Below are 23,178 nucleotides of genomic sequence, written 5' to 3' on the forward strand. Positions count from 1 at the left end.
GGGCCACTGCTCGCCGGACCGTGCGCCCCCGCCCGGTCGGGGGCGCACGGTCAGCCGCTGCCGGGCGGGGTCGGGTGACGGGTCCTACTCGGTCCAGACGAGTACCGCGTGTCGGTAGCGGGCAGCCGTGTGCAGGAAGTCGGCGAGCGAGCGGTAGTGGCCGGATGCCAGGTGGAGCGCTTCCCCGTCCGTCCAACCGGCGGGCAGCGGAACGGCGGTGGCCAGCTCGGCCGGGGTGATGCCGTCGACCAGCGTGCCGGGCGGGAGGTCCGCGAACGCCCCGTCGGCGGCGCCGACCCGCTCCGGGGTGAGGCAGCGCGGTGGTCCGTACCCCCACTGCCCGGCGCCGGGGAGCTCCGCCTCCCCGTGGATGACGTCGACGGGGAAGTCGTGGCGGCGGAGCAGGAAGTCGAGTACCGGCCCGGCCCGCCCGGTCTCGTGCAGCCGCCCCCGGGCGGCCGCCTCGTCCACGTCCTCGTCCAGTTCGGTGACCCACTCCCGCACCCAGCCGGGTTCCGCCGCCGCGCGCTCCAACTGGCGTGCGCTCAGCCGCAGGTATCGCCCGTTCATGCCCATGGCCCCTGAGCCTAGGACCTCGACCGGCGAGATCAACCGCGGGGTCGGCCCTCACGCCGCGTCATGGCGCCCGTGCGGTGCAGGTGCCCGGCCGGCCCGGTTCGGGGCCCTGTTCCGGGGCCCTGGTTCGGCAGGGGCGACGAGCCGGAACGACCAGGTGATCATGTGATTTGATGTGCGCTGCTGATCTTGAGGTGAAGGACGAAACGGGGCACCGCGATGGACAAGATGAAGCGGCACGGACGCAATCTCGCACTGGCGGCGGCGGTCGCCGCGCTCGCACTGGGCACGGGCGCGTGCAGTTCCGGCGGCGGCGCGGCGATCCGGGCCGCGGTGGTGCTGTCGGAACCGGACCAGGTGCAGGACGCGCTGCCGAGCCCGGCCTCGCTCCCCACCGGCTGGGGCCTCTCCTCCGGTTCGAAGCCGCCGCAGGCCATCGGGCAGGCCGAGGCGTCCAGCACCTGCCGGAAGAAGCTGTCGGTCGACTGCGAGGGCCTCGAACTCGGCGGCTCCGTCCGCTACGAGCTGGCCGCCGACACCGACAACGACATCCGCTTCACCCTGCTGACCTTCGACACCGTGGAGAACGCCGGCCCCGTCTTCGAGGCACTGGCGGCGTCCCTGGAGAAGGCCGACGACGACGTGCGTCCGATCACCTTGAAGGTGGCCGCCGACCAGGCGCGGGGATTCGAGCAGCCCGCCGATTCGGCTGATTCCGGGGACGGGACCGTCGCCTCGTCCACGGCGATGCGGGTCGGCACCGTCGTGGCCCTGATCGAACTCGACGAGGACGAGCGGGACCACAAGACGCTCCAGCAGTTCGCCACGCTCCAGGCGGAGCGGATCAAGCAGGTCCAGCAGGGCGCCGATCCGGACGCCTGACGCCCCCGGACGCCTGACGCCCCCGGACGCCTGACGCCCCCGGACGCCTGACGCCCCCGGGCGGCGGCCCCCGGCCCCGAAGTCGCTCGGCGGCTCGGTAGGTCCGGCCGGCCCGAAGTGATCTGACGGGACGCCAGCACGGTTCCCCGACCGGCGGGACCGGAGTATCGGCCGGTAACTCGCTTGCGGTGCACGGAAGGCCGGGCACAGACTTCGCCCGTGACCGACATCTCCGTCGAAATCTCCGCCGAACTCGTCCGTGCGCTGGTCTCCGAGCAGTTCCCCGAGTGGGGCGGCCTTCCGGTCCGGCCGGTCGCCCGTCAGGGCTGGGACAACCGCACCTTCCGGCTGGGCGACGACCTGGTCGTCCGCCTGCCCAGTGCCGAGGGCTACGTCGCCGGCGTCGAGAAGGAGGACTGCTGCCTCCCGCTCCTGGCGGAGCACCTGTCGACGCCCGTGCCGGAGCCGGTCGCCACCGGCCGTCCGGGGGAGGGCTACCCCTTCTCGTGGTCGGTGCGGCGCTGGCTGCCGGGCGGCACCGTCGACGACGCCGGGGCGCCGGGGGCCGCCGACGCCGTCGACCGCACCCGGCTGGCCGCCGACCTGGGCGCGTTCCTGACCGAACTCCGCGACGTCCCGGCGGTCTACGGCCCCGCGGCCGGCCGCCACTCGTTCTTCCGGGGCTGCCATCCCAGCGTCTACGCCGACCAGGTGGAGAACGCCCTCCACGTGCTGCGGGACTCCGTCGACGTCGCCGCCTGCCGGGCGGTCTGGGCGGGCGCCCTGACCACGGCCTGGCCGTCGTCCCCGGTGTGGTTCCACGGCGATGTCGCCCCCGGCAACCTCCTCGCCGTCGACGGAGGGCTCTCCGCGGTCATCGACTTCGGCACCTGCGGTACCGGCGACCCGGCGTGCGACCTCGTCATGGCCTGGACGTACTTCACCGGCGACGAGCGGAAGGCGTTCCGGGAGGCCGTCGGCCTTCCCGACGACACCTGGCGGCGGGCACGCGGGTGGGCGCTGTGGAAGGCGTTGGCGACGACGGCCGGTCTGTCCGGCCCCGACTCCGGGGGGCTCCAGGCCCGGGTCCTCGTCGAGGTGCTCGACGACCCGGTCGTCGGCTGACCCGCCCGGGCCCGCTCACCGGGCCCCGCTCACCGGGCCCCGTCCTGCGGGGCCTTGACGGCCGGTGCGGCCACGCCCCGTGCGTCCGGTGTCACCTCCGGGCCCGTTCCTGCTGAGGTCGCGGGCGTGGACCAGGGCTTCGCGCAGCAGTGCGACTAGGGCGTGTATCGAAAGCACGGACAGGCCGGACGGGGTGATGTCCCGGTCCGGCCCGTCCGCTCTCTGCTAAAGGTCGAGCTGATACTGGTGTGTCGTGTGCGTGGGTGTGTAGCCGAGACCGTCGTGGACCCGTCGCATGTGCGCGTTGCTGTCGGCGGTGTCGGCCAGGAGGTCACCGAGGTCCGGATAGTCCCTGTGGGCCTGTCGGATCGACTCGGTCTTCATCCATCGGCCGAGGCCGTGACCTCGGTGCTCGGGCAGCACCCCCGTGCCGCAGTGCTGGCCGTCACCTGTGCCGTTGCCGGGGATGACGAGTTCGGTGAAGGCGGCGATCGAGCCGCAGAGTTGAGCTCGGCCGCCTCTTGACTGACCCCTGACCTGACGGCGAAACGTCGCGGCTTGCCGGGGCGTTTCCTCAGTTCAGCGCAAGCCGTCTGTGTCGTCGTGCTCTTCGCCGACTGGGAGTGGCCGACGGTCCTCCACCGGGTCATCGCTGTAGATGGCCGCGGAGACCGCGCTGTCGTAGGCATCGTCGAGGCCGTCACCGCTTGCGCCGAGTATGTTCTCCCAGTCAATTCCCATACCTACGAGCCTACCCGTAGTGTTCGAGGAACCGAGCGATGTGGGCGTTGAGCTCGTCCGCCTGGGCAAGGATCGCAGCTTCCTCTCCTGGAAGGTGGGCGGCGCGGCCAGCCTCGTCATCGGGCCAGGTGTTCTGCCTCGGGAGGTTGTGGACGGCTGGGCAGTTGAGTCCCATGGGTCGGTACAGTCGCGTGCATGCTAAAGCCAGTGCCGCGTGTAGTTGAAGCGGGCGGTCGTACCGTGGACGATCCAACCGAGGAGGTTCTGCACGACCTGCTGTTACCAGGTCGAGTACCGCGAAGACAGTGCAGACAAGCACTACCAGGCCCACGTTCCAAGGCTCCATGAAGTGTTCGGCCCAGAGGAGTCGACCGCCAAGGTGATGATGGACTGGGCTCACGATCGACAGGGCTGGCGGGAGGCGTAGGCCTTGTCGGCCCGCACGCGGTTGGGGCGGACGCGTGGCCGTCCCGGACCGATGCGGGGCACGCGGGCCTTGTCCAACACGGGTTCGAACTGCGGGGAGTCGCCGCGCTGCCCGGCCGTGATCACGATCGACATGGGTTTCTGACCCTGCTCGACGGTCAGGTGCAACTTGGTGGTGAACCCGCCGCGTGAGCGACCCAGTCCGTGATCCTCGGGTTCGGTGAACACACCGCCTGGCGGTTCCTTCTGCAGCTCGCCCTGCCTGCGGGCCCCAGCCGCATGCTGATGAGCACGACAGACCGTGGAGTCGACGCTCAGGTCCCACGTGATCCTCCCCTTCGCGTCGGCCAAGGACTGCAGCCGGGTGAAGACCTGATGCCAGGTGCCGTTCCGCTGCCACCGGCGGAACGGAAGGATGTCCGTGCCGCACGCCACGACGGCGGCCACGCCCTCGAAGGCGAGGACGGGCACGCCGTAGGCGGACTCCACGGGGTGGCGCGGCACCAGGCGGGAGAGTCGGTCGCAGAGGTCGGGGTGCGCATGCAGCTGCCGGTTGCCCAGGGTGAGGTCGTTCGGGCCGCGCGGCAGGGTCGAACGCTCGCGGAAGTAGTCCAACAGGGCGCGGTTCTCCGGCAGTTCGGGCAGTGCCGGGGCCGGGGTCGGATCCGGGACGTGCCCTCGCCGTCGCATGCGACCGACCCTGGCGGTCCGACCCGGCGCACCGACAGGGCCGGGCGCGGCCGTCCCGGGCGCCGGTGCGGATCCGCGACGGATCCGCGTAGGTCAGGGCGTCACGAGGCGGTCGACCGCGGCGTTGACGAGTGCGTGGCGCTCGGCCTCCGAGAGGACGTCGGGGAGGGTGAGCTGCTCCACGATCAGCCAGTTGAACGCCAGGTAGAGCAACCGGACGGTGGTCTCGTCGCCGGGCAGGCCCGAGGCGAGGTGGAAGGCGACGTTGGCGTCGAGATCGGCGCGGACCCGCTCGGTCAGGACCGCGCGCAGGTCGGGGCGCCGGGTCGCTTCGAGTCGCAGTTCGAGCAGCGCCAGGTAGCCGGTGCGGAACGAGCTGACCCGGTCGACGAGTTCGTGCATCGACGCGGCGTACGACTCCCGGTCCGTCACGCCCGTCTGCCGGCGGGTGATCTCCGACTCGTCGGGGCGGAGGCGTTCGTAGACCCGGGCGCTGGCCTGCGTGAGCAGGTCGTCGCGGTTGGCGAAGTAGTTGGACGCGGTGCCGACCGGGACGGCGGCCTCGGTGTCGACCGCCCGGAAGGTCAGCCCGCGCGCTCCTTCCCTGGCCAGAACCTCGATCGCGGCGTCGACGAGGGCGGCTCGTCGCTCGTCGTTCCTGCGCGCCATGGACACCACTCCGGTTGAAGTACTACGGCCTGACCGATTCGCTCAGAGTACTGCACCCGAGAGCGGCGCATGCGCAAGCTCGCGTCCCACCTCGCGGTCTCCGTCCACGGCCACCTCGCCGGTCCCGGCGAGGAGTTCGGCCCTCCACCCGTACGCCCGTACGGCGACCCGTACCGCGCCCCGTACGGAGCCGGGAGGCGGGCCGCGGCCCCCGCCGGGTGGACCGGCGCCGCTGCGCCGGGACCGTTCCCGGGGGCAGGTCCGTGCGCCGCTCGCCGCCGGTGCGGCCGTCGCGGCCTGCTGTGCAACCCTGTCCCGGGAGTGGCCGGGAGGCCGGACGCAAGGGGAACAGACATGTCCATGAGTCGACACACCGGGTCCGAAGACGCCCGGGAGCCGCTGCACACCGACGGCGCCGGGCCGCCGTGGTCCCGTAGCGACGCGCTCGTGGCCGTCGGCGCCTGCGCGATGAACCTGCTCAGCTACGCGTTCCTCTCCGGCCTCGACGGCCGGTACCAGGTGAGCCCGGCCGGACTCCTCCTCGTCGGGGCGGCTGGCCTGCCGCTGCTCGCGCGGCGCCGTCACCCGGCGACGGCGCTGGCCGCCGTCCTGGCACTCGACGGGATCGCCTCCCTGGTCCTTCCGCTGCCCCCGCACCTCGGTGCCGTCCTCGTGGTCGCCCTGTACTCGGCGGCCCGGGCCCACTCCGGCCGGGGGACGGCCGTCGCGGCCGTCGCGACGGTGTCGGTCACGCTGCTGAGCCAGAATCCCGGCCGGTGGCCGCTCTGGCAGGACGCCCTCTCCCCGGTCCTCAGCACCCTGATGGTCGTCGGCGCCGCCATGGTGGTCGACCGCTGGCAGCGTGAGATGGCGATCAAGCGGACCCTGCTGGCGGAGCGCGCGGTGGCGGACGAGCGCCGTCGCATCGCGCGGGAGCTGCACGACATCGTGGCGCACCACATCACCACCATGCAGCTGATGGCCGGCGGCGCCCGGGCCAACCTCGGCCGCGACACCGAGGTCGTGCGCGAGGCCCTCGTCTCGCTGGAGGGCTCCGGACGGATGGCCCTGCGCGAGATGCGCCAACTGCTCGACGTCCTGCGCGCCGACGACGAGCCGGAGACCGCGCCGTCGCTGCCCCAGCCCGGCGTCGACGACCTCGACCGTCTGCTGGACGAGTCCCGCCTCGCCGGACTGCCGACCGCGCTCGACGTCCGCGGGCCGCGGCGTCCGCTGCCGCCGACCGTCGGCCTCACGGTGTTCCGGGTCGTCCAGGAAGCCCTCACCAACACCCGCAAGTACGCGGGGCCGGCCCGCGCGACCGTCCGGCTGACGTACCGCGAGGACGGGATCACCGTCGAGGTGCGGGACGACGGCTGGGGCGTGCTGCCGCAGGACGGCGTCCGGGCGGCGGGCTCGGGCGGCTACGGCCTGGTGGGCATGCGCGAGCGCGTCACCCTGCACGGGGGCACCCTCACGGTGGGCCCGCAGGCTGACGGAGGCTTCGCCGTGGTCGCCGACCTGCCGCTGCCGCCCATCGGGGCGGCCGGGGCGACCGACGGGGCCGACGGGGCCGCGGCACCCGCCGGGCACGGGGCGGAACGCGCGGCGTCCACGCCCTGACCGACCCCGGGCCGCAGGCCGCGGGCCGCGGGCCGCGGGCCGCGGGCACGGGGCACGGCCACGGCCACGGCCACGGCCCGCCACCACGGGATCGCCCCCCCGGCACCCGGTTGCGCGTGCGCGTCAGGCGACGGCCCGGGCGATGACGGTGACCGCCGTCTCGGCGAAGAAGAACCTGCCCTCGGCGGCCGCCAGGCGGACGGCCGCGTCCCAGTCCGCGACCTCCTGGGCGGAGACCGGCCCGCGCCCCGTGGCCGCGGCGCCGGACACCGCCTCGCGGATGTGGCCGATGCGGCGGGCGGCGTGGCCCTCCAGCACGGTCGAGGTGGTCACCAGGGGGACCACGTCCTCGACCACCAGCGGCGAAGTCCCGAGCAGGCCGGGGAGCTTCCGCCCGATCCGGCCGTCGACGTGCGACATCCACGGCTGCTGGTCGTCGGTGAACGCGTGGCAGACGCGGCGGTCCAGCTCCCGGGGCGCGCCCGCGACCATCAGTGAGTCGAAGTCGACGTGGGCCACCACGGCGCGTCCTCCCGGGCGCAGCACCCGCGCCACCTCGCGAAGGAGCGCGGCCGGGTCCGCGAGGCACTCCAGGACGTTGTAGGAGACCACCGCGTCGACGCTGTCGTCCGCCAGGGGGAGCGGGCCGGACAGGTCGGTCACCCGCAGCTCGGCGCCGCCGGGGTGGTCGGCCAACAGCGTCCGGGCGGCCTCGACGTCGGCCGTCGACACGTCGAACCCGATCAGGCGGGCGGAGGGCAGCCGGCGGGCGAAGGCCGCGAGCGTGGGACCTCGCCCGCAGCCCAGATCCGCCACCCGGCCGCCCGGGGGCAACTGCGCGGAGTCCACCAGCAGCTCGTGTATCGCCTCGTCGGTCTCGGACACGGCTCTCCCCTTCGTCGGTCCGCGGGCCTGTCACCGGTCCGTCGTCCACGCGGGCCGCCGTCGCCGGGGGCAGCCGTCGCGGGGGTAGCCGTCCTCGTCCCGGTGGCTCGACGCCTCGGCGAGGGAAACCTATCCGAGACGGCGGCGGCTCCCCACCGGATTTCGGGGCTCCGCACCGACCGGGCACCCGGCCGGTGCCGCCCGCCGACCACCTGCGGGAACGGGCAGTGGCCCGACGCGGGGCGCCTGGCCGCCGCCGCTCGGGCCGCCGTCACCGTCCGCGCTCGGCGCCACCGCCCGTCTTCCCGCCCGTCGCGGCGTTCCCGTCGGTCGCCGCCAGCCGGGCCGCCGCCGCCTCCAGGAGCAGCTCCAGCGCGAACGGGTACCCGCTGCGCCGCATGTCCTGGGCCAGCAGGCCCGCGGTCGCGGCGATGTTCGGGTGGGTGGAGGCGTCCAGCCGGCCGTACCGCGCCTGCCAGACCTCCAGGTCGGCGGCCTGGGCCGCGGGCGGCAGGGCGAGCGCCGCGGCGTCGAGGGCCGCGAACGCGAGGCCCTGGTCGACGAAGGCGTGGTAGATCCGGACGGCCTCGACGTCCGGGAAGCCGGCGCCGCGCAGCACGCCGAGGATCCGCTCGACGGCCCGCATCTCGTGCTCGCGCCCGGTGGTCCGGTGGGCGGCGAGTATCGCGGCCTGCGGGTGGGTCTGGTAGGCGGCGTGCAGGCGCAGACCGATCTCGCGCAGATCGGCGCGCCAGTCGCCGGTGGGCCGCCAGCCCTTCTGGGCACGGCCGACGAACTCGTCGGCGAGGGCCAGCAGCAGGTCGTCGGTGCTGTGGAAGTACCGGTAGATCGCGCTCGGATCGGCGCCGAGGGCGGCGCCCAGGCGCCGGACGGTGAGCGCCTCGGCGCCGTGGCTGCCGACCAGCCGCAACGTGGTGTCGACGATCAACTGTTCGGACAGGACGACGCCCTGCTTGGTGGGTCGTCTGCGCCGCCGGTGCGGCTCCGGGACTACTCGCTCGGCCATGGCGGGAGCTTATGACAACGGCATTGACGTGTGAACGGGCCCAGCGGTTTCATGGCTCGCCAACCGGCCGTTCGGCCGACCCCCCCCACGAGCAAGGCGGTGATCCTTTGGCCGGTACGTCCAAGGACACGGGTAACGGTCCGAGATTCGGCGCACCCGGCGCGACTGGAGCTCCCGGTGCCGCCGGTGCCGCCGGTACCCCCGGCGGACCCGGAGCCCCCGGCGCGCCCGCGGCCATGCGCCGCTCCATCGGTATCGGTGGCAGCGTCACCATCGCGGCGACCTGTACCGCGGCCACCACGAGCATCGGCATCGGACTCGGTCTGACCGCCGGCGTGGTCGGCCTCCACCTGCCGGCCATCATGCTGCTGGCCTTCCTCCCGGTGCTCTGCATCGCCGGCGCCTACGGACGGCTCAACCGGGTCGAACCCGACGCGGGGAGCAGCTACAGCTGGATCGGCCGCACCCTCAACCCCTGGCTGGGCTTCCTGTCCGGCTGGGTCAGCGCCCTCGGCACCGTCGTCTTCATGGCGTACACCACGACGGTGACCGGCTCGGCGCTCGTCCAGCTGGCCGACCAGGCCGGCGTGCGCAGCGTGGCGGGGCTGCGGCTCGACCCCGAGTCCACCCTCCAGTGCACCCTGATCGGCCTGACCGTCCTGATCGGCGCCGCACTGGTCGCGGTACGCGGGCTCGACCTCGCGGCCCGGCTCCAGAAGTACCTGCTGGTCTTCGAGTACGCGGTGCTGCTCGCCTTCTGCGGCTACGGCCTGTTCGCGGGGGACCAGCCGTTCTCGCTCCAGTGGTTCAACCCCTTCGACATCCCGTCCCCCGAGGCGCTCGCCCAGGGCATGGTGCTCGCCGTGTTCTGCTACTGGGGCTTCGAGTCGGTCTTCAGCGTCGGCGAGGAGGTCCGCCACCCGCGCGAGGCGTCCCGCGCCGGGTTCATCGCGCTGGCCATGATGCTGACGCTGTTCCTGCTCGCCGGCACCGCCTTCCAGCGGGTGCTCCCGCTCGACGAGCTGGCCGACAACGGCGCCCAGGGCCTGACGTACTTCGGTGCGAAGCTCGCCGACCAGCCGTTGGCCGCGCTCCCGCTGATCGCCCTCACCTTCTCGGCGGTCGCCTCGCTCCAGGCCTCCGTGATCCCGACCGCCCGCGGGATGTACGCGATGGGCCGCGACGGCACGCTCGGCCCGGTCTGGATGCGGCTGCACCCCAGGTACGGGACCCCGGCCGCCGCCACCCTCCTGATCACCGCGATCGCCGTCGTGCTCGCGCTGCTGTCGGTGTCCATCCCGGTCGTCAACGACCTGATCTCGGCCGCCGTCAACGCGATCGGCATCGTCGTGGCGCTCTACTACGCGCTCACGGCGATCGCCGCCGCCGTCCGCTTCCGGCACCTGCTGCGGACCGCACCGCTGGAGGGGCTGCGCGCCGTCGTGGCGCCGGTGGTGGGCGCGATCGTCCTGCTGGCCGTCGGCGGGTACCTCGTCCGGACGTTCTACGTCTCCACGGACCACTTCGAACTGGCCGCCGACAACGGCTGGTTCAACCTGATGGTGCCCGCGCTGATGATCGTCACCGGGCTGGTGGCCGCCGCGTGGGCCCGCTGGTACCGCCGATCGCCGTACTTCTTCCCCCACGCCGCCGACGCCGCCGCAGCCGACGGCCCCACCGGCCCGTCCGGCGACGGCCCGTCCGGCAGTGCCACCACCCACGGCAACGCCACCACGTCAGGGAACGCCGCCGCCCGCGGCAACGCCGGCTGACCCGCCCGGCGCCCTGCGGCGGCCCGCGGAGCAACCGTGCCCAGGGCACCCTGCCCCACCCCCGGCCGGGCAACCCCCCCCGACCCGTCACGACACAGACTTGGAGCACCACCCATGACCAAGGCCGATCTGCTCTTCACCCACGGCCCCGTCCACACCGGGGACCCGGCCCGCACCCGTGCGACCAGCCTCGCCGTCACCGGCGAGCGCATCACGGCCGTCGGCCACGACGAGGTGCGGGAGCTGGTCGGACCGGGGACGGAGGTGGTCGACCTGACCGGCCGACTGCTGCTCCCCGGGTTCCAGGACGCGCACATCCACGCCGTCCACGGCGGCCAGGAGCTCGCCGACTGCGACCTGACCGGCACCCTGGGCGTCGAGGAGTACCTGCGGAGGGTGCGCGAGTACGCCGACGCCCACCCCGACCGGCCCTGGATCACCGGCAGCGGCTGGTCCCTGGAGAGCTTCGAGGGCGGTCTGCCCGACCGGCGGCTCCTCGACTCCGTCGTCCCCGACCGGCCGGTGTACCTGCTCAACCGGGACCACCACGGCGCCTGGGTCAACAGCCGGGCCCTCGAACTGGCCGGCCTCGACCGGAACTCGCCGGACCCGGCCGACGGCCGGATCGAGCGCGACGCCGACGGCACCCCGACCGGCGTCCTCCAGGAGGGCGCCACCGGGCTGGTCGCCCGCCTCGTCCCGGCCCAGACCGCCGCCGACCGGCTGGCCGGCCTGCTGCGGGCGCAGCGGCTGCTGCACTCCCTCGGCATCACCGGCTGGCAGGACGCGCTGCTCGGCGCCTTCAACGGCCAGCCCGACCCGTCCGACGCCTACCTCACCGCCGCCCGTGACGGCTCGCTGACCGCGCGGGTCACCGGCGCGCTCTGGTGGGAACGCGACCGGGGCGCCGAGCAGATCCCCGGGCTCGTCGCCCACCGCGAGGAGCTGACCGTGGGGCGGTTCCGCGCCCCCGCCGTCAAGATCATGCAGGACGGCATCGCGGAGAACTTCACCGCCGCCATGACCAGCCCCTACTTCGACGGCTGCGGCTGCGCCACCGGCAACAGCGGCCTGAGCTTCGTCGATCCCGTCGCGCTGCGCTCCTACGTCACCGAACTGGACGCGCACGACTTCCAGGTGCACTTCCACGCACTCGGCGACCGCGCGGTGCGCGAGGCGCTCGACGCCGTCGAGGCCGCCCGCGCCGCCAACGGGTGGCGGGGCACCCGGCACCACCTCGCCCACCTCCAGGTCGTCCACCCGGACGACCTGCCCCGCTTCGCGCGGGTCGGCGCGATCGCCAACATCCAGCCGCTCTGGGCCGCCCACGAACCGCAGATGGACGAGCTGACCATCCCGTTCCTCGGCCCCGAACGCGCCGCCTGGCAGTACCCGTTCGGCGCGCTGCAGCGGGCCGGCGCCACCCTCGCGGCGGGCAGCGACTGGCCGGTGAGCAGCCCGGACCCGATCGCCGGGATCCACGTGGCCGTCAACCGGATGGAGCCGGAGGCGACCGACGGCCGGGTCTTCCTCCCCGAGCAGCGGCTCGACCTCGCCTCCGCGATCGCCGCCTACACGGCCGGCGCGGCCCACGTGAACGGCCTCGACGACGCGGGCACCCTGCGGGCCGGCCACCTCGCCGACCTGGTGGTCCTCGACCGGGACGTCTTCACGGCCCCGGCCGAGGAGATCGCCCGGGCCCGGGTCCTGCGGACGTACGTCGGCGGAACGCTGGTCCACGCGGCCGACTGACCGTCAGGCCGCCCGGCCTCACGCGGCGGCGGACCGGCGGTCGCCGCCCCGCTCGTGCCCCGACACCTGGCGCTCCGTGGCCTCCACGTAGGCGCGGAGCGCCTGGCGGGAGCGGGTGAGGGTGTCGATGTGGTCGTCCAGCCCGCGCAGACGCGCACGCAGGGTGTCCAGCAGCTCGGGGCACGGCTCGAAGTCGGGGACGGCGCCCACGGCGCAGGGCAGCAGGTACGCGATGTCCTGCGAGGACAGCCCGGCGGCGAGCAGCCGTCTGATCTGGGTGACGGTCAGCACGTCGGCCTCCGCGTACTCGCGGTAGCCGTTGGGCCCGCGGCCGGGCCGCAGCATGCCCTGCGCCTCGTAGTAGCGCAGCTGGTGGGCGTGGACCCCGGTCCGCCGGCTCAACTCCCCGATCAGCACCTGCGTTTCCCCCTTGACCTTCACACCGGTATGAAGGTCCACGATTCTGCCATGACCATCGAGCACGCCGAGTACTCCGGGCGCACCCACCACCCCGAACGCACCCGCCACACCGCACACGCCGGGACGACCGGGACGACCGGCCCGGCCCGGAACGGGGGCCGGGCATGACGGCGGCACCGTTCGACCCGCGCGCCCTGCTCGCGGTGAGCAGGCTCGGCGTGCTGGCGACCGTCAAGTCCGACGGACGCCCGCAGCTGTCGCCCGTGATGCCCTTCTACGACCGGGAGGCGGAGCTGCTGTACGTGTCGATGACGGAGGGACGCGCCAAGACGGCCAACCTGCGCCGGGACCCGCGCGCCGCACTGGAGGTGACCAGGGCGGACGGCATGGCCTGGGCCACCGCCGAGGGGACGGTGACACTCACCGGACCGGGGAGCGATCCGCACGGGCCCGAGGCGGAGGCACTGGTCGACTACTACCGCCGGGCCTCCGGCGAGCACCCGGACTGGGACGAGTACCGGGCGGTGATGGTCGCCGACCGGCGGGTGCTGATGGTGATGAAGGTCGAGCACGTCTACGGCGCCGCACTGCGCTGACGGCCCGGGCGGTTCCCGGGGCACGACCGCCCCGGGAACCGCCCCCAGTCCGTCCCGCAGTCCGTCCCGTAGACCGCCCGCGAGCCGTGCCGGACGGACCGCGGGACCGGGAGCACGGTCCCGGGAAAGGGGCGGCCCGGACCCGGCTCCCGGTGTCGGGGTCGTTCTGGGCGTGGACGAATCGGTGGGGCGCCGCATGGTCCTCTGGAGACCGGCCGGGGAATCCCCCGGAGAGCCCCTCACCACAGGAGTCCCTTCCGTGAACGAGCATGCAGCGCACCGGTCCAGTTCCCTCCGGCAGCGTCCGGGCGGTCGCCGCAGGACGGCGGCGGCGGTCGCCGTGGCCGTTGCGGCCGTGACGGCGGGCGCGCTGGTCCAGCCGGCGTTCGCGACGTCCCCGTCCCCGACGGCCACCCCCGAGAACGTCACGGCCGCCGCCCGGCCGGACACCGTCCAGAAGGGCCTGGACCGCCTGGTGCGCGAGGACGGCGTGCCGGGCGTGCTGGCGGCGGTCAAGGGCCGCGACGGGCGCACCCGCAACTACACCGCCGGCGTCGGCGACCTCGCCACCCGCACGAAGGTGCCCGTCGACGGGCAGGTGCGGATAGGCAGCAACACCAAGACCTTCACCGCCGTGGTCGTGCTCCAACTGGTCGGCGAGGGCAAGGTCGAGCTCGACGCGTTCGTCGACACCTACCTGCCGGGCCTGGTACGCGGCGACGGCTTCGACGGGCGGAACATCACCGTCCGTCAGCTGCTCCAGCACACCAGCGGCCTCCCCGAGTACGTGGACCGCGACTTCGCCCTCTCGCACAAGGACTACTACTCCGAGCCCCGCGAGCTGCTCGACCGGGCCCTCGCCCAGAAGGCCCACTTCGCGCCGGGCACGAAGTGGGAGTACAACAACACCAACTACCTGCTGGCGGGCCTGATCATCCAGAAGATCACCGGCCGGCCCCTCGGCGAGGAGATCAACCGACGCGTCGTCGACCGTCTCGGGCTGCGCCACACCTACTTCCCCGCCCCGGGGGACCGGACCATCCACGAGCCCCACCCCAAGGGCTACGCCCGGGCGACCGAGGACGGGCCGCTGCGCGACTACACCGAGCTGGACCCCTCCTGGGGATGGGCCGCGGGCGCGATGGTCTCCACCCCCGGCGACCTCAACCGGTTCTTCAGCGGGCTGATCGGCGGCCGGCTCCTCAAGCCCGAGCTGCTGGCCCAGATGCGGACCACGGTGCCGGCCCCCGAGGTCGGCGCGGGCGTCGGCTACGGGCTGGGCCTGATCAGCACGCCGCTGTCCTGCGGCGGCGTGGCCTGGGGCCACGGCGGGACGATCCCGGGCTACCGGACGGGCGGCGGTGTGACCGAGGACGGCCGGGCCGTCAGCATCGCGGTGACCGTCCTCCCGACCCACGTGGTCGACCAGCACGCGGACGCCCTGGTGGACTCCGCCCTGTGCCGCTGACACACCCGCCGGGCCCGGGGGCGACGCCGCCCCCGGGCCCGGCCTTTGCCGCGGGCCCGGCCTTTGCCCCGGGCCCGGTCTCTGCCCGAGGCCCGCGCCTCCCGGCTCAGTCGAGCGGTGGAAGCGGCAGACCGGCCGCCACCCGGAACCCGCCGCCGTCGAGGCCGCCGGCCGTCAGGCTGCCGCCGTGCAGGGCGACGCGCTCGCGCATGCCGGTCAGCCCGTACCCGCTGCGGTAGCCGTCCGACCCCCTCGCCCCCGCCGGCTCGCCCGCACCGAGCGAGACCCCCGCACCGACCCCGGCACCGACCGGGACCCCCGCTCCGTTGTCCCGCACCTCGACGCTCACCCGGTCCGGGTGGTACGTCAGCCGGACACGGGCCCGCGCCGGGCCCGCGTGCTTGCGGGCGTTGGTCAGCGACTCCTGCACGATCCGGTACACCGTCAGGGCGACGCTCGGCGGCAGCGGGCGCTCCTCGCCGTGCACGGCCAGCTCGGCGGGCAGGCCCGCGCGCTCCGAGTCCTCGACGAGCCGCCGCAGGTCGGCGATCCCGGGCTGCGGGGCGGCGGGTGAGCCGGTGGCCTCCTCGGGCTCGTCCCCGGCGCGCAGGACGTCGAGCAGTTGGCGCATCTCGCGCAGGGCCATCCGTCCGGAGCCCTCCAGCGAGACGAGGGCCTCGCGCACGACCTCGGTGTCGCGGCCGAGGTTGGCCCGCGCGCCGCCGGCCATCAGCTGCATGGTGGTGATGTGGTGCGCCACGATGTCGTGCAGCTCCCGCGCGATGCGACGGCGCTCGTCCGCCACCGCGCGCTCCGCCAGCAGGGTCCGCTTGATCGCCATCTCGCGCTGCCAGCGGCCGACCGCGAGGGCCGAGCCGACGACCAGGGCGACCGCGACCGAGACACCACCGATGTCCATGACCGGCGGGGGCATCGTCCGCCCCAGGCCGACCAGCGGGATGACGATCGCGGCCAAGGCGCCGGGCACCGTCACGGAGGCACGCCCGACGCGGGTGGCCTGGAACAGGGCGACCGCGACGGTGCTGTTGAAGTGGTGCGCCATCGGCGCGGTCAGGCTCTGCAGCAGGCTGACGGCCAGGACGCAGACCAGCACGACGGTCGGGCGGCGACGGTGGCCGAGCAGGGGGAGGCCCGCGACGACGGCGAGCAGCAGCCCCAGGGGGGTGACGGGCAGGCCCTCGGCGGCGCCGAGCGCGTAGCCGAGCAGGTCCATCGAGGTCGCCCCGACGGCGAGCAGCGCGTCGTTGCGCGTCCAGAGCGGGCCGTCCTCGCCCCGGGGGAGCGGAACGATCGGTCGGTACGTCGCCATGTGGTGCGGCCTTCCCTGCGGACGGCGCCCCCCGGGCCTTCACCGAGTGCGTGGCGACCGTCGTCGTCGGCGCCATCCTCCCACCGGCCCGAGCCGCTCCCGCAGCCCCCAGGTGCCATTCCCACCCGGGCCCCCGGTCCACCCCACCCCCCACCCCGGTCCCCCACTCCCGCTGGGGTGAGAACGGTGCGAGGCCCACCCCCACCTGTGGGGGTGGGCCTCGCACCAGTGACTGGGGTTGGTCACACGTTCGGAGCGTAGAGCGCGAGCACCGCCGTCTGGAACGGCAACGGTGGGGAGTAACCGTGATCAAGGATGTAGTGAATCACCAAGTCCGGCGCCGCGAAGACGGTGTTCGCGTCTCCTCGGACATGGATCTCGGCCGTGCCCAGCAGGGTTGTACCGGAGGCGGAGTGCGGGTTCTGTACCTTCAGGTAGAACCGGTTGCACAGATCGCAGGTGTGAAAGCCGCGCGTGAGGTTTACCGGATTGATGGCCAGTCTCAGCAGACCGTCCACGACGTCGTCCGGCACGTCACCCTCGCTGTACTCGTGGGAGCCGTCCAACCATCCCACGTTCACCATGCCCTCCGACGGTTCGTCGTACTCGTACGGTGAACCGTCGGAGTAGTAGGTCACAGCCAGCCCCTGCAGATAGCGATGTGCACCACTCCCATGTTCTCCTCCAGAATTTCACTGAGGCGCATCGCATCACTCACCGTGATCGATTTCACGGACATCTCCAACTTCTCACCGGGAAACACAGTGTAGTCCGCAACCGTCTTTCCGGGCTTGACCACCTGTGCGACCTTGGGGTGCGGGAACCGTCCGAGTTCGACGTTCAGGGCATCGATCTGCTTGAGCTCTTCACCATCGGCCACGTAGAACTTCAGCGTGGTGCCCTTCGGTACCACCAGGTCTCCCGATCGCGGGACATAGCCTCCATGACCGGCGATGACCTTCTGCCCGTCTGGGCGGCCCCGCTGGTTCCATACCGCAGCGTTTCCCTTGCCGGGCCCCGCCTCGGCCCGGGCCTGATTGTTTGCCACACCGCCGCTGCGAGCAGGTGTCTTTCCACCACTCGCCTTGGCGCTTCCCGGTGCAGGTCCAGCCTTTCCGGCACTCGTGGCACGGGGTCGGCTCGCCGACGACGACGTGGACTTCGAGGCGCCTCGCGTCGCGCCTTCGCCTCGTGCGATGCCCTTGGCCGCGCTGCCGCGTTCGATGGCTTTGGCGGCGTCGGTGACGGTGTCGACGGCGTTGGCGACTTTGGAGGCGATGCGGGCGGCGGTGGCGGCGCTGCCGATGACGGGGACGACGGCGACGAGGGAGAGTGCGGCGTTCTTCCAGTCGCCTTCGGCGGCGTACCAGACGCCGTTGATGATGTCGCAGGCGTCGCCGATGACGGGGATCATGCCGGCCACGTCGAGGACGGTGTGGCCGATGTTGGAGATGGTGTTGTAGTTCTCCTTGACGACGTCGACGGTCTTGCTGACGGCGTTGGCGGCCTTCTTGACGATGCTGGAGCCCCACCACAGGCCGGTGGGGTCGGTGTAGGTGAGGGGGCTGTTGTTGGCGTAGAGGTAGCCCTGGAGCTGTTGGGGGTCGCCGGCGTCGATGACCGGGTCGACGGACAGGAAGCGTCCGTTCTTGGGGTCGTATTCGCGGGCGCCGAGGTGGGTGAGGCCGGTGGCCTTGTCCTGGGTGCCGCCGACGAAGCCCTTCTCGCCCTGCCATTGGCCGGGGGCGGGTTGGGTGCCGCGTTCCTCGCCGAAGGGTTTGAACGCGCGGCGGGTCGCGGTGAGTGTGGCGGCGTCGATCGCCGTCGTTCCGGTGCCGTGGTGGTCGGAGGCGACGTAGCTGAGCCTGCTGTCGGAGGTCCGCACGATGGTGGGGCCGCCGGCGGTGGGGTAGTAGCGGGTGCCGGTGACGTCGCCGGTGGTGGTGTTGAGGGTGAGTTCGGTGCCGCCGAGGTAGAGGGTGGTGCGGCCGGGGTCGCGGCGCAGGAGGCGGTTGCCATCGGCGTCGTAGACGTAGGTGGAGGTGCCGGTGCTGGTGGCGGCGGTGGCGAGGTGGCCGTCGGGGTCCCAGGTCATGGTCTGGGTGTTGCCGCCCTCGTCGGGGCGGGTGAGGGTGTTGCCGGTCTGGTCGTAGGTGTAGCCGGTGGTGGCCGTGGGCCCGTTGCCGGTTTTGGTCTGGGTGGTGGTGGGGGCGTGGGGGCGGGGTTGGCCGGGGGCGGGGTAGGTGTGGGTGCTGGTGACGTCCTTGGCGGTGTCGCCGGTGGGGTCGTGGTCGGTGGTGGCGGTGCGGTTGCCCGTGACGTCGTAGGTGAACGACTGGCGGTAGGGTGCGGGGCCGCCGTTGGTGGCGGGGTTGGGTGTGGTGTTGGTGCAGCCGCCGATTCCGGGGACGGAGGGGCCGGGGCGGGTGGTGGTGGTGCCGGTGTCGGTCCACGCCTGGGTCAGGCGTTTGAGGTGGTCGTAGGTGAAGCACTGGGTGTCGGTCTGGCCGTCGTTGCGCCAGGTGGAGACGGAGGTGACGTCACCGGCGGGGGTGTAGGTGTAGTCGGTGATGTCGAGGGAGGTCTGGCCGTCCTCCTTGTCGAGGAAGGAGCGCAGGACGCGGCCGGTGCCGGGCTGGTAGGTGTGGGTGAGGGCGACCTGTTTGGGGACGTCTCCGTAGGTGATCCGCTGGAGCTGGCCGAGCTCGTCGTAGTTGGTGAAGTTGACGTAGTCGTCGAGGCCGCCGAGGGAGACCGGCAGGCCGTTGGGGTTGCGGCCGGTGTTGATGGTCTCGGCCGGGAGGCCGCCGACCTCGGGCAGGTCCGTCTGGAAGGGCAGGCCGGAGATCGTGTCGTAGTAGGTGTTGGAGGTGTAGGTGCCGGTCAGGGCGCCTTCGCCGTCGGGGACGGTGACCTTGGTGGCGACCGGGTTGTAGGCGGTGTCGTACTCGGTGACTTCCTGGCGGTAGGCCTTGCCGGCGGACCAGCTGGTGGCGGCGGTGGGCAGGCCGGGCAGGAGGGTGTCGTACTCGTAGGTGGCCAGCGGGGTGCCGGTGGTGCTGCCGAGGTTGCGCGACAGCGGCCGGCCGAGGATGTCGTAGCTGACCGCGACGGTGACGCCGCGGGCGTCGGTGGTGGAGACGGGGCGGTCGGCGGCGTCGTAGACCGTGGTGATGACGCCCTTGTCGGGGTCCTCGGAACGGGTCTGGCGGCCGTGGACGTCGTAGCCGTACTTCCAGGCGTTGCCGGCGGCGTCGGTGACCTGGCCGAGTTTGCCCTCGACGTCGTAGGTGTACTTCGTCGCGTCGTAGGCGCCCTGCGGGGTGGCGCCGTGGTACTGGCGCAGTTCGGTCGAGCGTCCGCGGGCGTCGACGAGGCTCGTGGTGGCGGTGCCGCCCTGGGGCGGGGTGGCGTCGGTGCGCTCCACGCCCGGGTAGGAGACGGTGGAGCGCCACTGCTCGATGGCCTTGGAGGAGAACGTCTGGACCACGGGGCGGCCGAGGCCGTCGTAGAACGCGGCGTTCTGGCCGGGGATCTCGTTGTCGTTGGCGACGAACCGGGTGGTGCCGGGCTCGCCGGTGCGGTTGATGTAGGGCTGGTTGGTCTTCACCACCTGGCCGTGGCTGTCGTAGAACGTGTCGCTGACGATGCGGGCGCCCGCGGCGTTGTTCGCGGGTGTGGACTGTGTCTGGATCTGCTCGCCGAAGGCGTTGAGGATGACGACGCCGACGGTGTAGTCCCTGCCGCTCTCGCGCAGGTTCCTGGTGGTGACGGAGGTGGTGCCGGTGCCGGTGAGCCGGTACTCGACCAGGGTGTCGGCGAGGTCGGTGCCGGGGGTGCGGCCGGGTTGCCAGGCGGCGGTGGTGCGGCCGAGGGCGTCGACGTTCTGCTGGGAGGTGCGGCCGTTGTGGTCGACGGACTTGACCGGCACTTCGCGGGTGGGGTGGAAGGTGGTGGTGCTGGTCCAGCCCTTGGCGTTGGTGACCTTGACGGTGCTGGGCTGGACGCCCGCGGCCGGTTCGTAGGCGGTGGTCGTCGTCGCCGCGGCGGCATCGGTGCTGGTGGTGACCCGGCCGTAGGCGTCGTAGCCCACGGTGGAGACCAGCGAGAACACCGGCTGGCCGCCGGAGAACCCGTCGAGTTCCTCGGTGCGGGTCACCGCGCCCGGGCCGTTGAGGACCCCGAACGCCTGGCCGTCGTAGAACGCCCGGCTACGGCCCAGCGTGCTGGCCTCGGACGCGACGAGGTCCGAGCCGTTGACCGTGGCGCAGCCGTCCTTGGTCTGGACGGTTTCGGCGACGCGGTCGAGTGTCCAGGTGGTGGTGTTGCGGGCGTATCGGGTGGAGGCGCACAGGTCGGGTAGGCCGTCGGCGCGGTCGACGACCTTGACGGGCATGCCGTGGGTGTCGAACGTCGCGGTCTTGGACGTGGATTGCCAGGTGCCGTCGGAGCGCAGGGCGGTGTCCTTGCCGGAGCCGTTGCGCAGCATCTGTGCGGTCAGGGCGGGCAGGGTGGTGCCGCGGTTGTGGGTGGCGGTGGCGGTGGACAGCCAGGGGTCGGACTTGGAGAGGGCGATCAGGGCGCCGCCGTCGGAGGCGTAGGTCTGGCGTTCGCGCAGCGAACCCGCGAGCGGGTTGGCGTCCTTGACACTCGCACCGCCGATGTCGGTGTAGGTGACGGAGCGCTTGCTGCCGTCGGCCTTGACGTCGCCGTCCATGCCGCGCAGGTAGTACGCGACGGCCTTGCCGATCGGGTCGGGCGCGACGCCGCTGCGGGTGACGACCTGTTCGTAGCCGCGGAACTGGTTCCAGGTGCGGCGGTCGGTCTCGGTGTACTCGTCGTCGTCGCGGTGCCAGGCGGCCGGGCCGACGTATTCGTAGGTGGTGGTGCGCGCGGGTGAGCCGCCGAACGGGTCGCGTTCGTTGACCTGGGAGACCACGTACTTGTGGAACCAGTCCAGGGTCGGGGGCAGCGGGCTCTTGTCGTCGGCGTTCCAGTACACCGGGTAGCAGCGTTTGCCGTTGGTGTCCTGGGCGGTGGGGAGGGTGGCGGGTGCGCAGTCGGCGTCGGCGTAGACGGCTTCGGTGGTCTTGCCGGTTTCCGCGGTCACGCCGATGACGCGCCGCCGGTTCAGCGGGGGCTTGTTGTCGCTGCCGGAGTCGACGCGGTTGTTGAGGAACTTGCCGGTGAAGGTGATGGCCGGCTGGTCGATCCGGTTGGCGCCGTCGTGGCCCGAGTGGGTGATCGAGTTCAGCCACAGGGCCGGGGCGGTGTGGTCCTTCGGGTCCGGGTACTCGTGTGCCAGGACGTAGGAGTCGACGTCGGCGTAGGAGCCGGCGTTGAGGACCTGGGTGGTGATCTTCGTCAGGCGTTTGGTGGACCAGAACGTGGCCTGGTAGTTCTCGCAGGTGCCGGTGGCGGTGCAGTTCTGGTCGAACGGGACGTCCGGCCACTTGCTCGCGTTGGCGGTGTTCAGCTTGTTCGGCGCGCAGTCGAACGAGGCGTCGGGCAGGCAGCGCTCCGTGACGTCGAACACGACCTGCCCGGTGGGCTTCACGCTGTCGGTGTCGGTGAGCTTGGAGCCGTAGGTGATCCGGGCGAGGTTCCCGCCGCGCACGTACGCGGTCCGGGTCCCGGACGGGTTCTGCGCGGAGACGCCCCGCTGGTAGTGGTTGGTTTCCTTGTCGTACCAGTGGGAGATCAGGCCGCCGCGCGGGTCGACGACGAAGTCGAGCATCCACCGCCACGCCTGGTCGCACCAGGACGCCTCGAACGTCGGCTTGTTGCAGTCCTCGCCCGGGTTGTTGCCGTAGACGGGTGTCGTCCAGGCGGAGTTGGTGGCCGGGGCGCCCGCCGCAGCGCCGGGTTTGTGGCCCAGGCCGAAGTAGTACTGGGTGCCGTCGGTGGTGGTGACCTTCCAGTGCTCGCCGTTGTTGTCGCCGTTGGTGGCGCCGGTCAGCAGTTCGACGCGGGATGCGTCGTCGCCCTCCAGTCGCCAGGTGCCGGTGGCGTCGTCGCGTACCAGGGTCGAGGAGCGGCCGTTCAGCGAGATGGTGGCGTTCCAGCCCGCCAGGCACTGCTCGCCCGAGCCGCTCTGGCCGTCCTTCGCGCAGGGCTTGAAGCGCCGCTCGACGAAGCCGGGCGTGTACTCCCAGCCCTCACCGATCCACGACGACTGGTTGTTCGTCGCCGCGGTCCGGCCGTCGACCGACTGCGAGCTGTAGGACAGGGACACGTTCGGCTTCGAGCCGCCCAGACCCTCCGGTACCGCGATCGGGTAGGACCAGTTGAAGCCGCCGGTGTTCCCACCGACGCTCCACGTCCCCGACGGCGCCAGACCGGTCGCCGCGAACGTCCCCGCCGAACCACCCGGAGCGGCCGACGCGGCCAGGACCGTGCCACCCGACGGGGCGGCCGACAGGGACCGGGCACCGAGCTCCGCCGCCGCCGGGGCCGCCTGTGCGGACCCGCCCGCGAGCTCCACGTCGGTGCTCAGCAGACCGGGCCGAGCTGCGGTGCGGCGCGTCTCCACGGGCGTCTGGGTGCGGCACTCGGCCCGCTCGGGCGTGGTGAGCGCACACTCGGGCAGCGCCACCAGACGCGCCCGGGACAGCCAGTCACCACCGAACGCACCCTCGATCGAGGACACGTCCACGTCCACCTTGACGGGGGAGCCCGTACTGCCGCCGGCCGTCGGACGCACCGCCAGCAGCAGGCCGTTGACGCCCGCCTTCTCGGCGGCGGGCCGGTCGGCGACCGTGACCCGGACCTTGTGCGAGGCGGGCGTCGCCCGCTCGCTGCGCAGGGCCTCCGGCGCGGCGGCGACGGCCGCCACGGCGGGCGAGCTCACCCACACCGGTGCGGTACCCGCCTGGCCACCGGCCGGCACGGCCGCCGGGGCCGCGGCGAAGGCGGACTCCTTGAGGCTCTTCGGGGTCGCGGTCCTGGGCGCGAGGTCGACCTCGGCGTCCACCGCCCCCGGCCACGCCACCGCACCGGCCTTCCAGGCCGGTGCGCCGTCGCCCTTGAGCGGGACGGCCTTGACCGGGGCGGCGTTCCTGCCGCCGACCGCCGGGGTCCGGTCGAGGTCGCGAGGCGACCATTGGGTGGGATTGCGGGGCTTCCACGCCGCCGCGTGCGCAGGTCCCACGCCGGCCAGCATCGACAGCACGAGGACCGCGGCGGTGGTCAGCCGC

General features: G+C 72.9%; 17 protein-coding genes and 1 pseudogene. 7 read left to right on the forward strand and 11 right to left on the reverse strand.

Annotated elements, in window-relative coordinates; genetic code table 11:
• Positions 1-84: 84 nt before the first annotated feature.
• Positions 85-570: a DUF1877 family protein gene (locus tag ACFWOG_RS20690; RefSeq protein WP_380360121.1), complete on the reverse strand. Its 486-nt coding sequence runs from the start codon at positions 568-570 to the stop codon at positions 85-87.
• Between the two features lie 225 nt (positions 571-795).
• Between ACFWOG_RS20690 and ACFWOG_RS20695 the strand changes: the two genes are divergently transcribed.
• A complete protein-coding gene (locus tag ACFWOG_RS20695) occupies positions 796-1,458 on the forward strand; it encodes a hypothetical protein (protein WP_329949437.1) in 663 nt (220 codons plus the stop codon).
• A gap of 219 nt (positions 1,459-1,677) precedes the next feature.
• Positions 1,678-2,583, forward strand: a complete 906-nt coding sequence (locus ACFWOG_RS20700) for an aminoglycoside phosphotransferase family protein (protein ID WP_380360123.1) — start codon at positions 1,678-1,680, stop codon at positions 2,581-2,583.
• A gap of 225 nt (positions 2,584-2,808) precedes the next feature.
• Here the strand turns inward: ACFWOG_RS20700 and ACFWOG_RS20705 are convergent.
• From ACFWOG_RS20705 to ACFWOG_RS20720, 4 genes and pseudogenes are all read right to left on the reverse strand, one after another.
• Positions 2,809-3,081, reverse strand: a pseudogene (locus ACFWOG_RS20705) (GNAT family N-acetyltransferase); the annotation flags it as partial.
• Between the two features lie 81 nt (positions 3,082-3,162).
• Positions 3,163-3,324, reverse strand: a complete 162-nt coding sequence (locus ACFWOG_RS20710) for a hypothetical protein (protein WP_329949439.1) — start codon at positions 3,322-3,324, stop codon at positions 3,163-3,165.
• A gap of 396 nt (positions 3,325-3,720) precedes the next feature.
• Entirely contained in the window at positions 3,721-4,365 is a 645-nt protein-coding gene (locus ACFWOG_RS20715; protein WP_380360126.1) for a transposase, read from the reverse strand.
• Positions 4,366-4,533: 168 nt separating this feature from the next.
• The gene (locus tag ACFWOG_RS20720) at positions 4,534-5,109 is read right to left on the reverse strand and encodes a TetR family transcriptional regulator (RefSeq protein ID WP_329879113.1); all 576 of its coding nucleotides are present in this window, start codon (positions 5,107-5,109) and stop codon (positions 4,534-4,536) included.
• A gap of 354 nt (positions 5,110-5,463) precedes the next feature.
• Here ACFWOG_RS20720 and ACFWOG_RS20725 point away from each other — a divergent pair, with 354 nt between their 5' ends.
• Positions 5,464-6,732, forward strand: a complete 1,269-nt coding sequence (locus tag ACFWOG_RS20725) for a sensor histidine kinase (protein ID WP_380360128.1) — start codon at positions 5,464-5,466, stop codon at positions 6,730-6,732.
• Positions 6,733-6,855: 123 nt separating this feature from the next.
• On the opposite strand, the gene ACFWOG_RS20730 is transcribed toward ACFWOG_RS20725, so the two are convergent.
• Positions 6,856-7,617, reverse strand: coding sequence for a methyltransferase domain-containing protein (locus ACFWOG_RS20730; RefSeq protein ID WP_380360130.1), 762 nt, complete (start codon positions 7,615-7,617; stop codon positions 6,856-6,858).
• A 271-nt stretch (positions 7,618-7,888) separates the two neighbouring features.
• Positions 7,889-8,644: a TetR/AcrR family transcriptional regulator gene (locus tag ACFWOG_RS20735; protein ID WP_329883469.1), complete on the reverse strand. Its 756-nt coding sequence runs from the start codon at positions 8,642-8,644 to the stop codon at positions 7,889-7,891.
• Between the two features lie 236 nt (positions 8,645-8,880).
• Between ACFWOG_RS20735 and ACFWOG_RS20740 the strand changes: the two genes are divergently transcribed.
• Together ACFWOG_RS20740 and ACFWOG_RS20745 are read left to right on the forward strand one after the other, a co-directional pair.
• Positions 8,881-10,416, forward strand: coding sequence for an APC family permease (locus ACFWOG_RS20740; protein ID WP_380360132.1), 1,536 nt, complete (start codon positions 8,881-8,883; stop codon positions 10,414-10,416).
• A 114-nt stretch (positions 10,417-10,530) separates the two neighbouring features.
• Positions 10,531-12,168, forward strand: a complete 1,638-nt coding sequence (locus ACFWOG_RS20745; protein ID WP_380360134.1) for an amidohydrolase — start codon at positions 10,531-10,533, stop codon at positions 12,166-12,168.
• Between the two features lie 18 nt (positions 12,169-12,186).
• Here ACFWOG_RS20745 and ACFWOG_RS20750 read toward each other — a convergent pair whose 3' ends face one another.
• Positions 12,187-12,585 carry a MerR family transcriptional regulator gene (locus ACFWOG_RS20750; RefSeq protein WP_329949130.1) on the reverse strand — a complete coding sequence of 133 codons (399 nt, stop codon included), beginning with the start codon at positions 12,583-12,585 and terminating at the stop codon, positions 12,187-12,189.
• 167 nt (positions 12,586-12,752) lie between these two features.
• Here ACFWOG_RS20750 and ACFWOG_RS20755 point away from each other — a divergent pair, with 167 nt between their 5' ends.
• A complete protein-coding gene (locus ACFWOG_RS20755) occupies positions 12,753-13,184 on the forward strand; it encodes a PPOX class F420-dependent oxidoreductase (RefSeq protein WP_329883472.1) in 432 nt (143 codons plus the stop codon).
• A 259-nt stretch (positions 13,185-13,443) separates the two neighbouring features.
• Positions 13,444-14,652, forward strand: coding sequence for a serine hydrolase domain-containing protein (locus tag ACFWOG_RS20760; RefSeq protein ID WP_380360136.1), 1,209 nt, complete (start codon positions 13,444-13,446; stop codon positions 14,650-14,652).
• 106 nt (positions 14,653-14,758) lie between these two features.
• Here ACFWOG_RS20760 and ACFWOG_RS20765 read toward each other — a convergent pair whose 3' ends face one another.
• The 3 genes from ACFWOG_RS20765 to ACFWOG_RS20775 form a co-directional block, all read right to left on the reverse strand.
• The gene (locus ACFWOG_RS20765; RefSeq protein WP_380360138.1) at positions 14,759-15,982 is read right to left on the reverse strand and encodes a sensor histidine kinase; all 1,224 of its coding nucleotides are present in this window, start codon (positions 15,980-15,982) and stop codon (positions 14,759-14,761) included.
• A 242-nt stretch (positions 15,983-16,224) separates the two neighbouring features.
• Complete coding sequence (locus ACFWOG_RS20770) at positions 16,225-16,620, reverse strand: hypothetical protein (protein ID WP_329950614.1); 396 nt, start codon at positions 16,618-16,620, stop codon at positions 16,225-16,227.
• On the reverse strand, positions 16,617-23,132 hold the full coding sequence (locus ACFWOG_RS20775) for a putative adhesin (RefSeq protein ID WP_380360140.1): 6,516 nt from the start codon (positions 23,130-23,132) through the stop codon (positions 16,617-16,619). Before ACFWOG_RS20775 ends, ACFWOG_RS20770 begins: the two co-directional genes overlap by 4 nt.
• Between the last annotated feature and the right edge of the window lie 46 nt (positions 23,133-23,178).

Origin of the sequence: Kitasatospora sp. NPDC058406, from assembly GCF_042722765.1 — a bacterium.
GTDB lineage: Bacteria > Actinomycetota > Actinomycetes > Streptomycetales > Streptomycetaceae > Kitasatospora.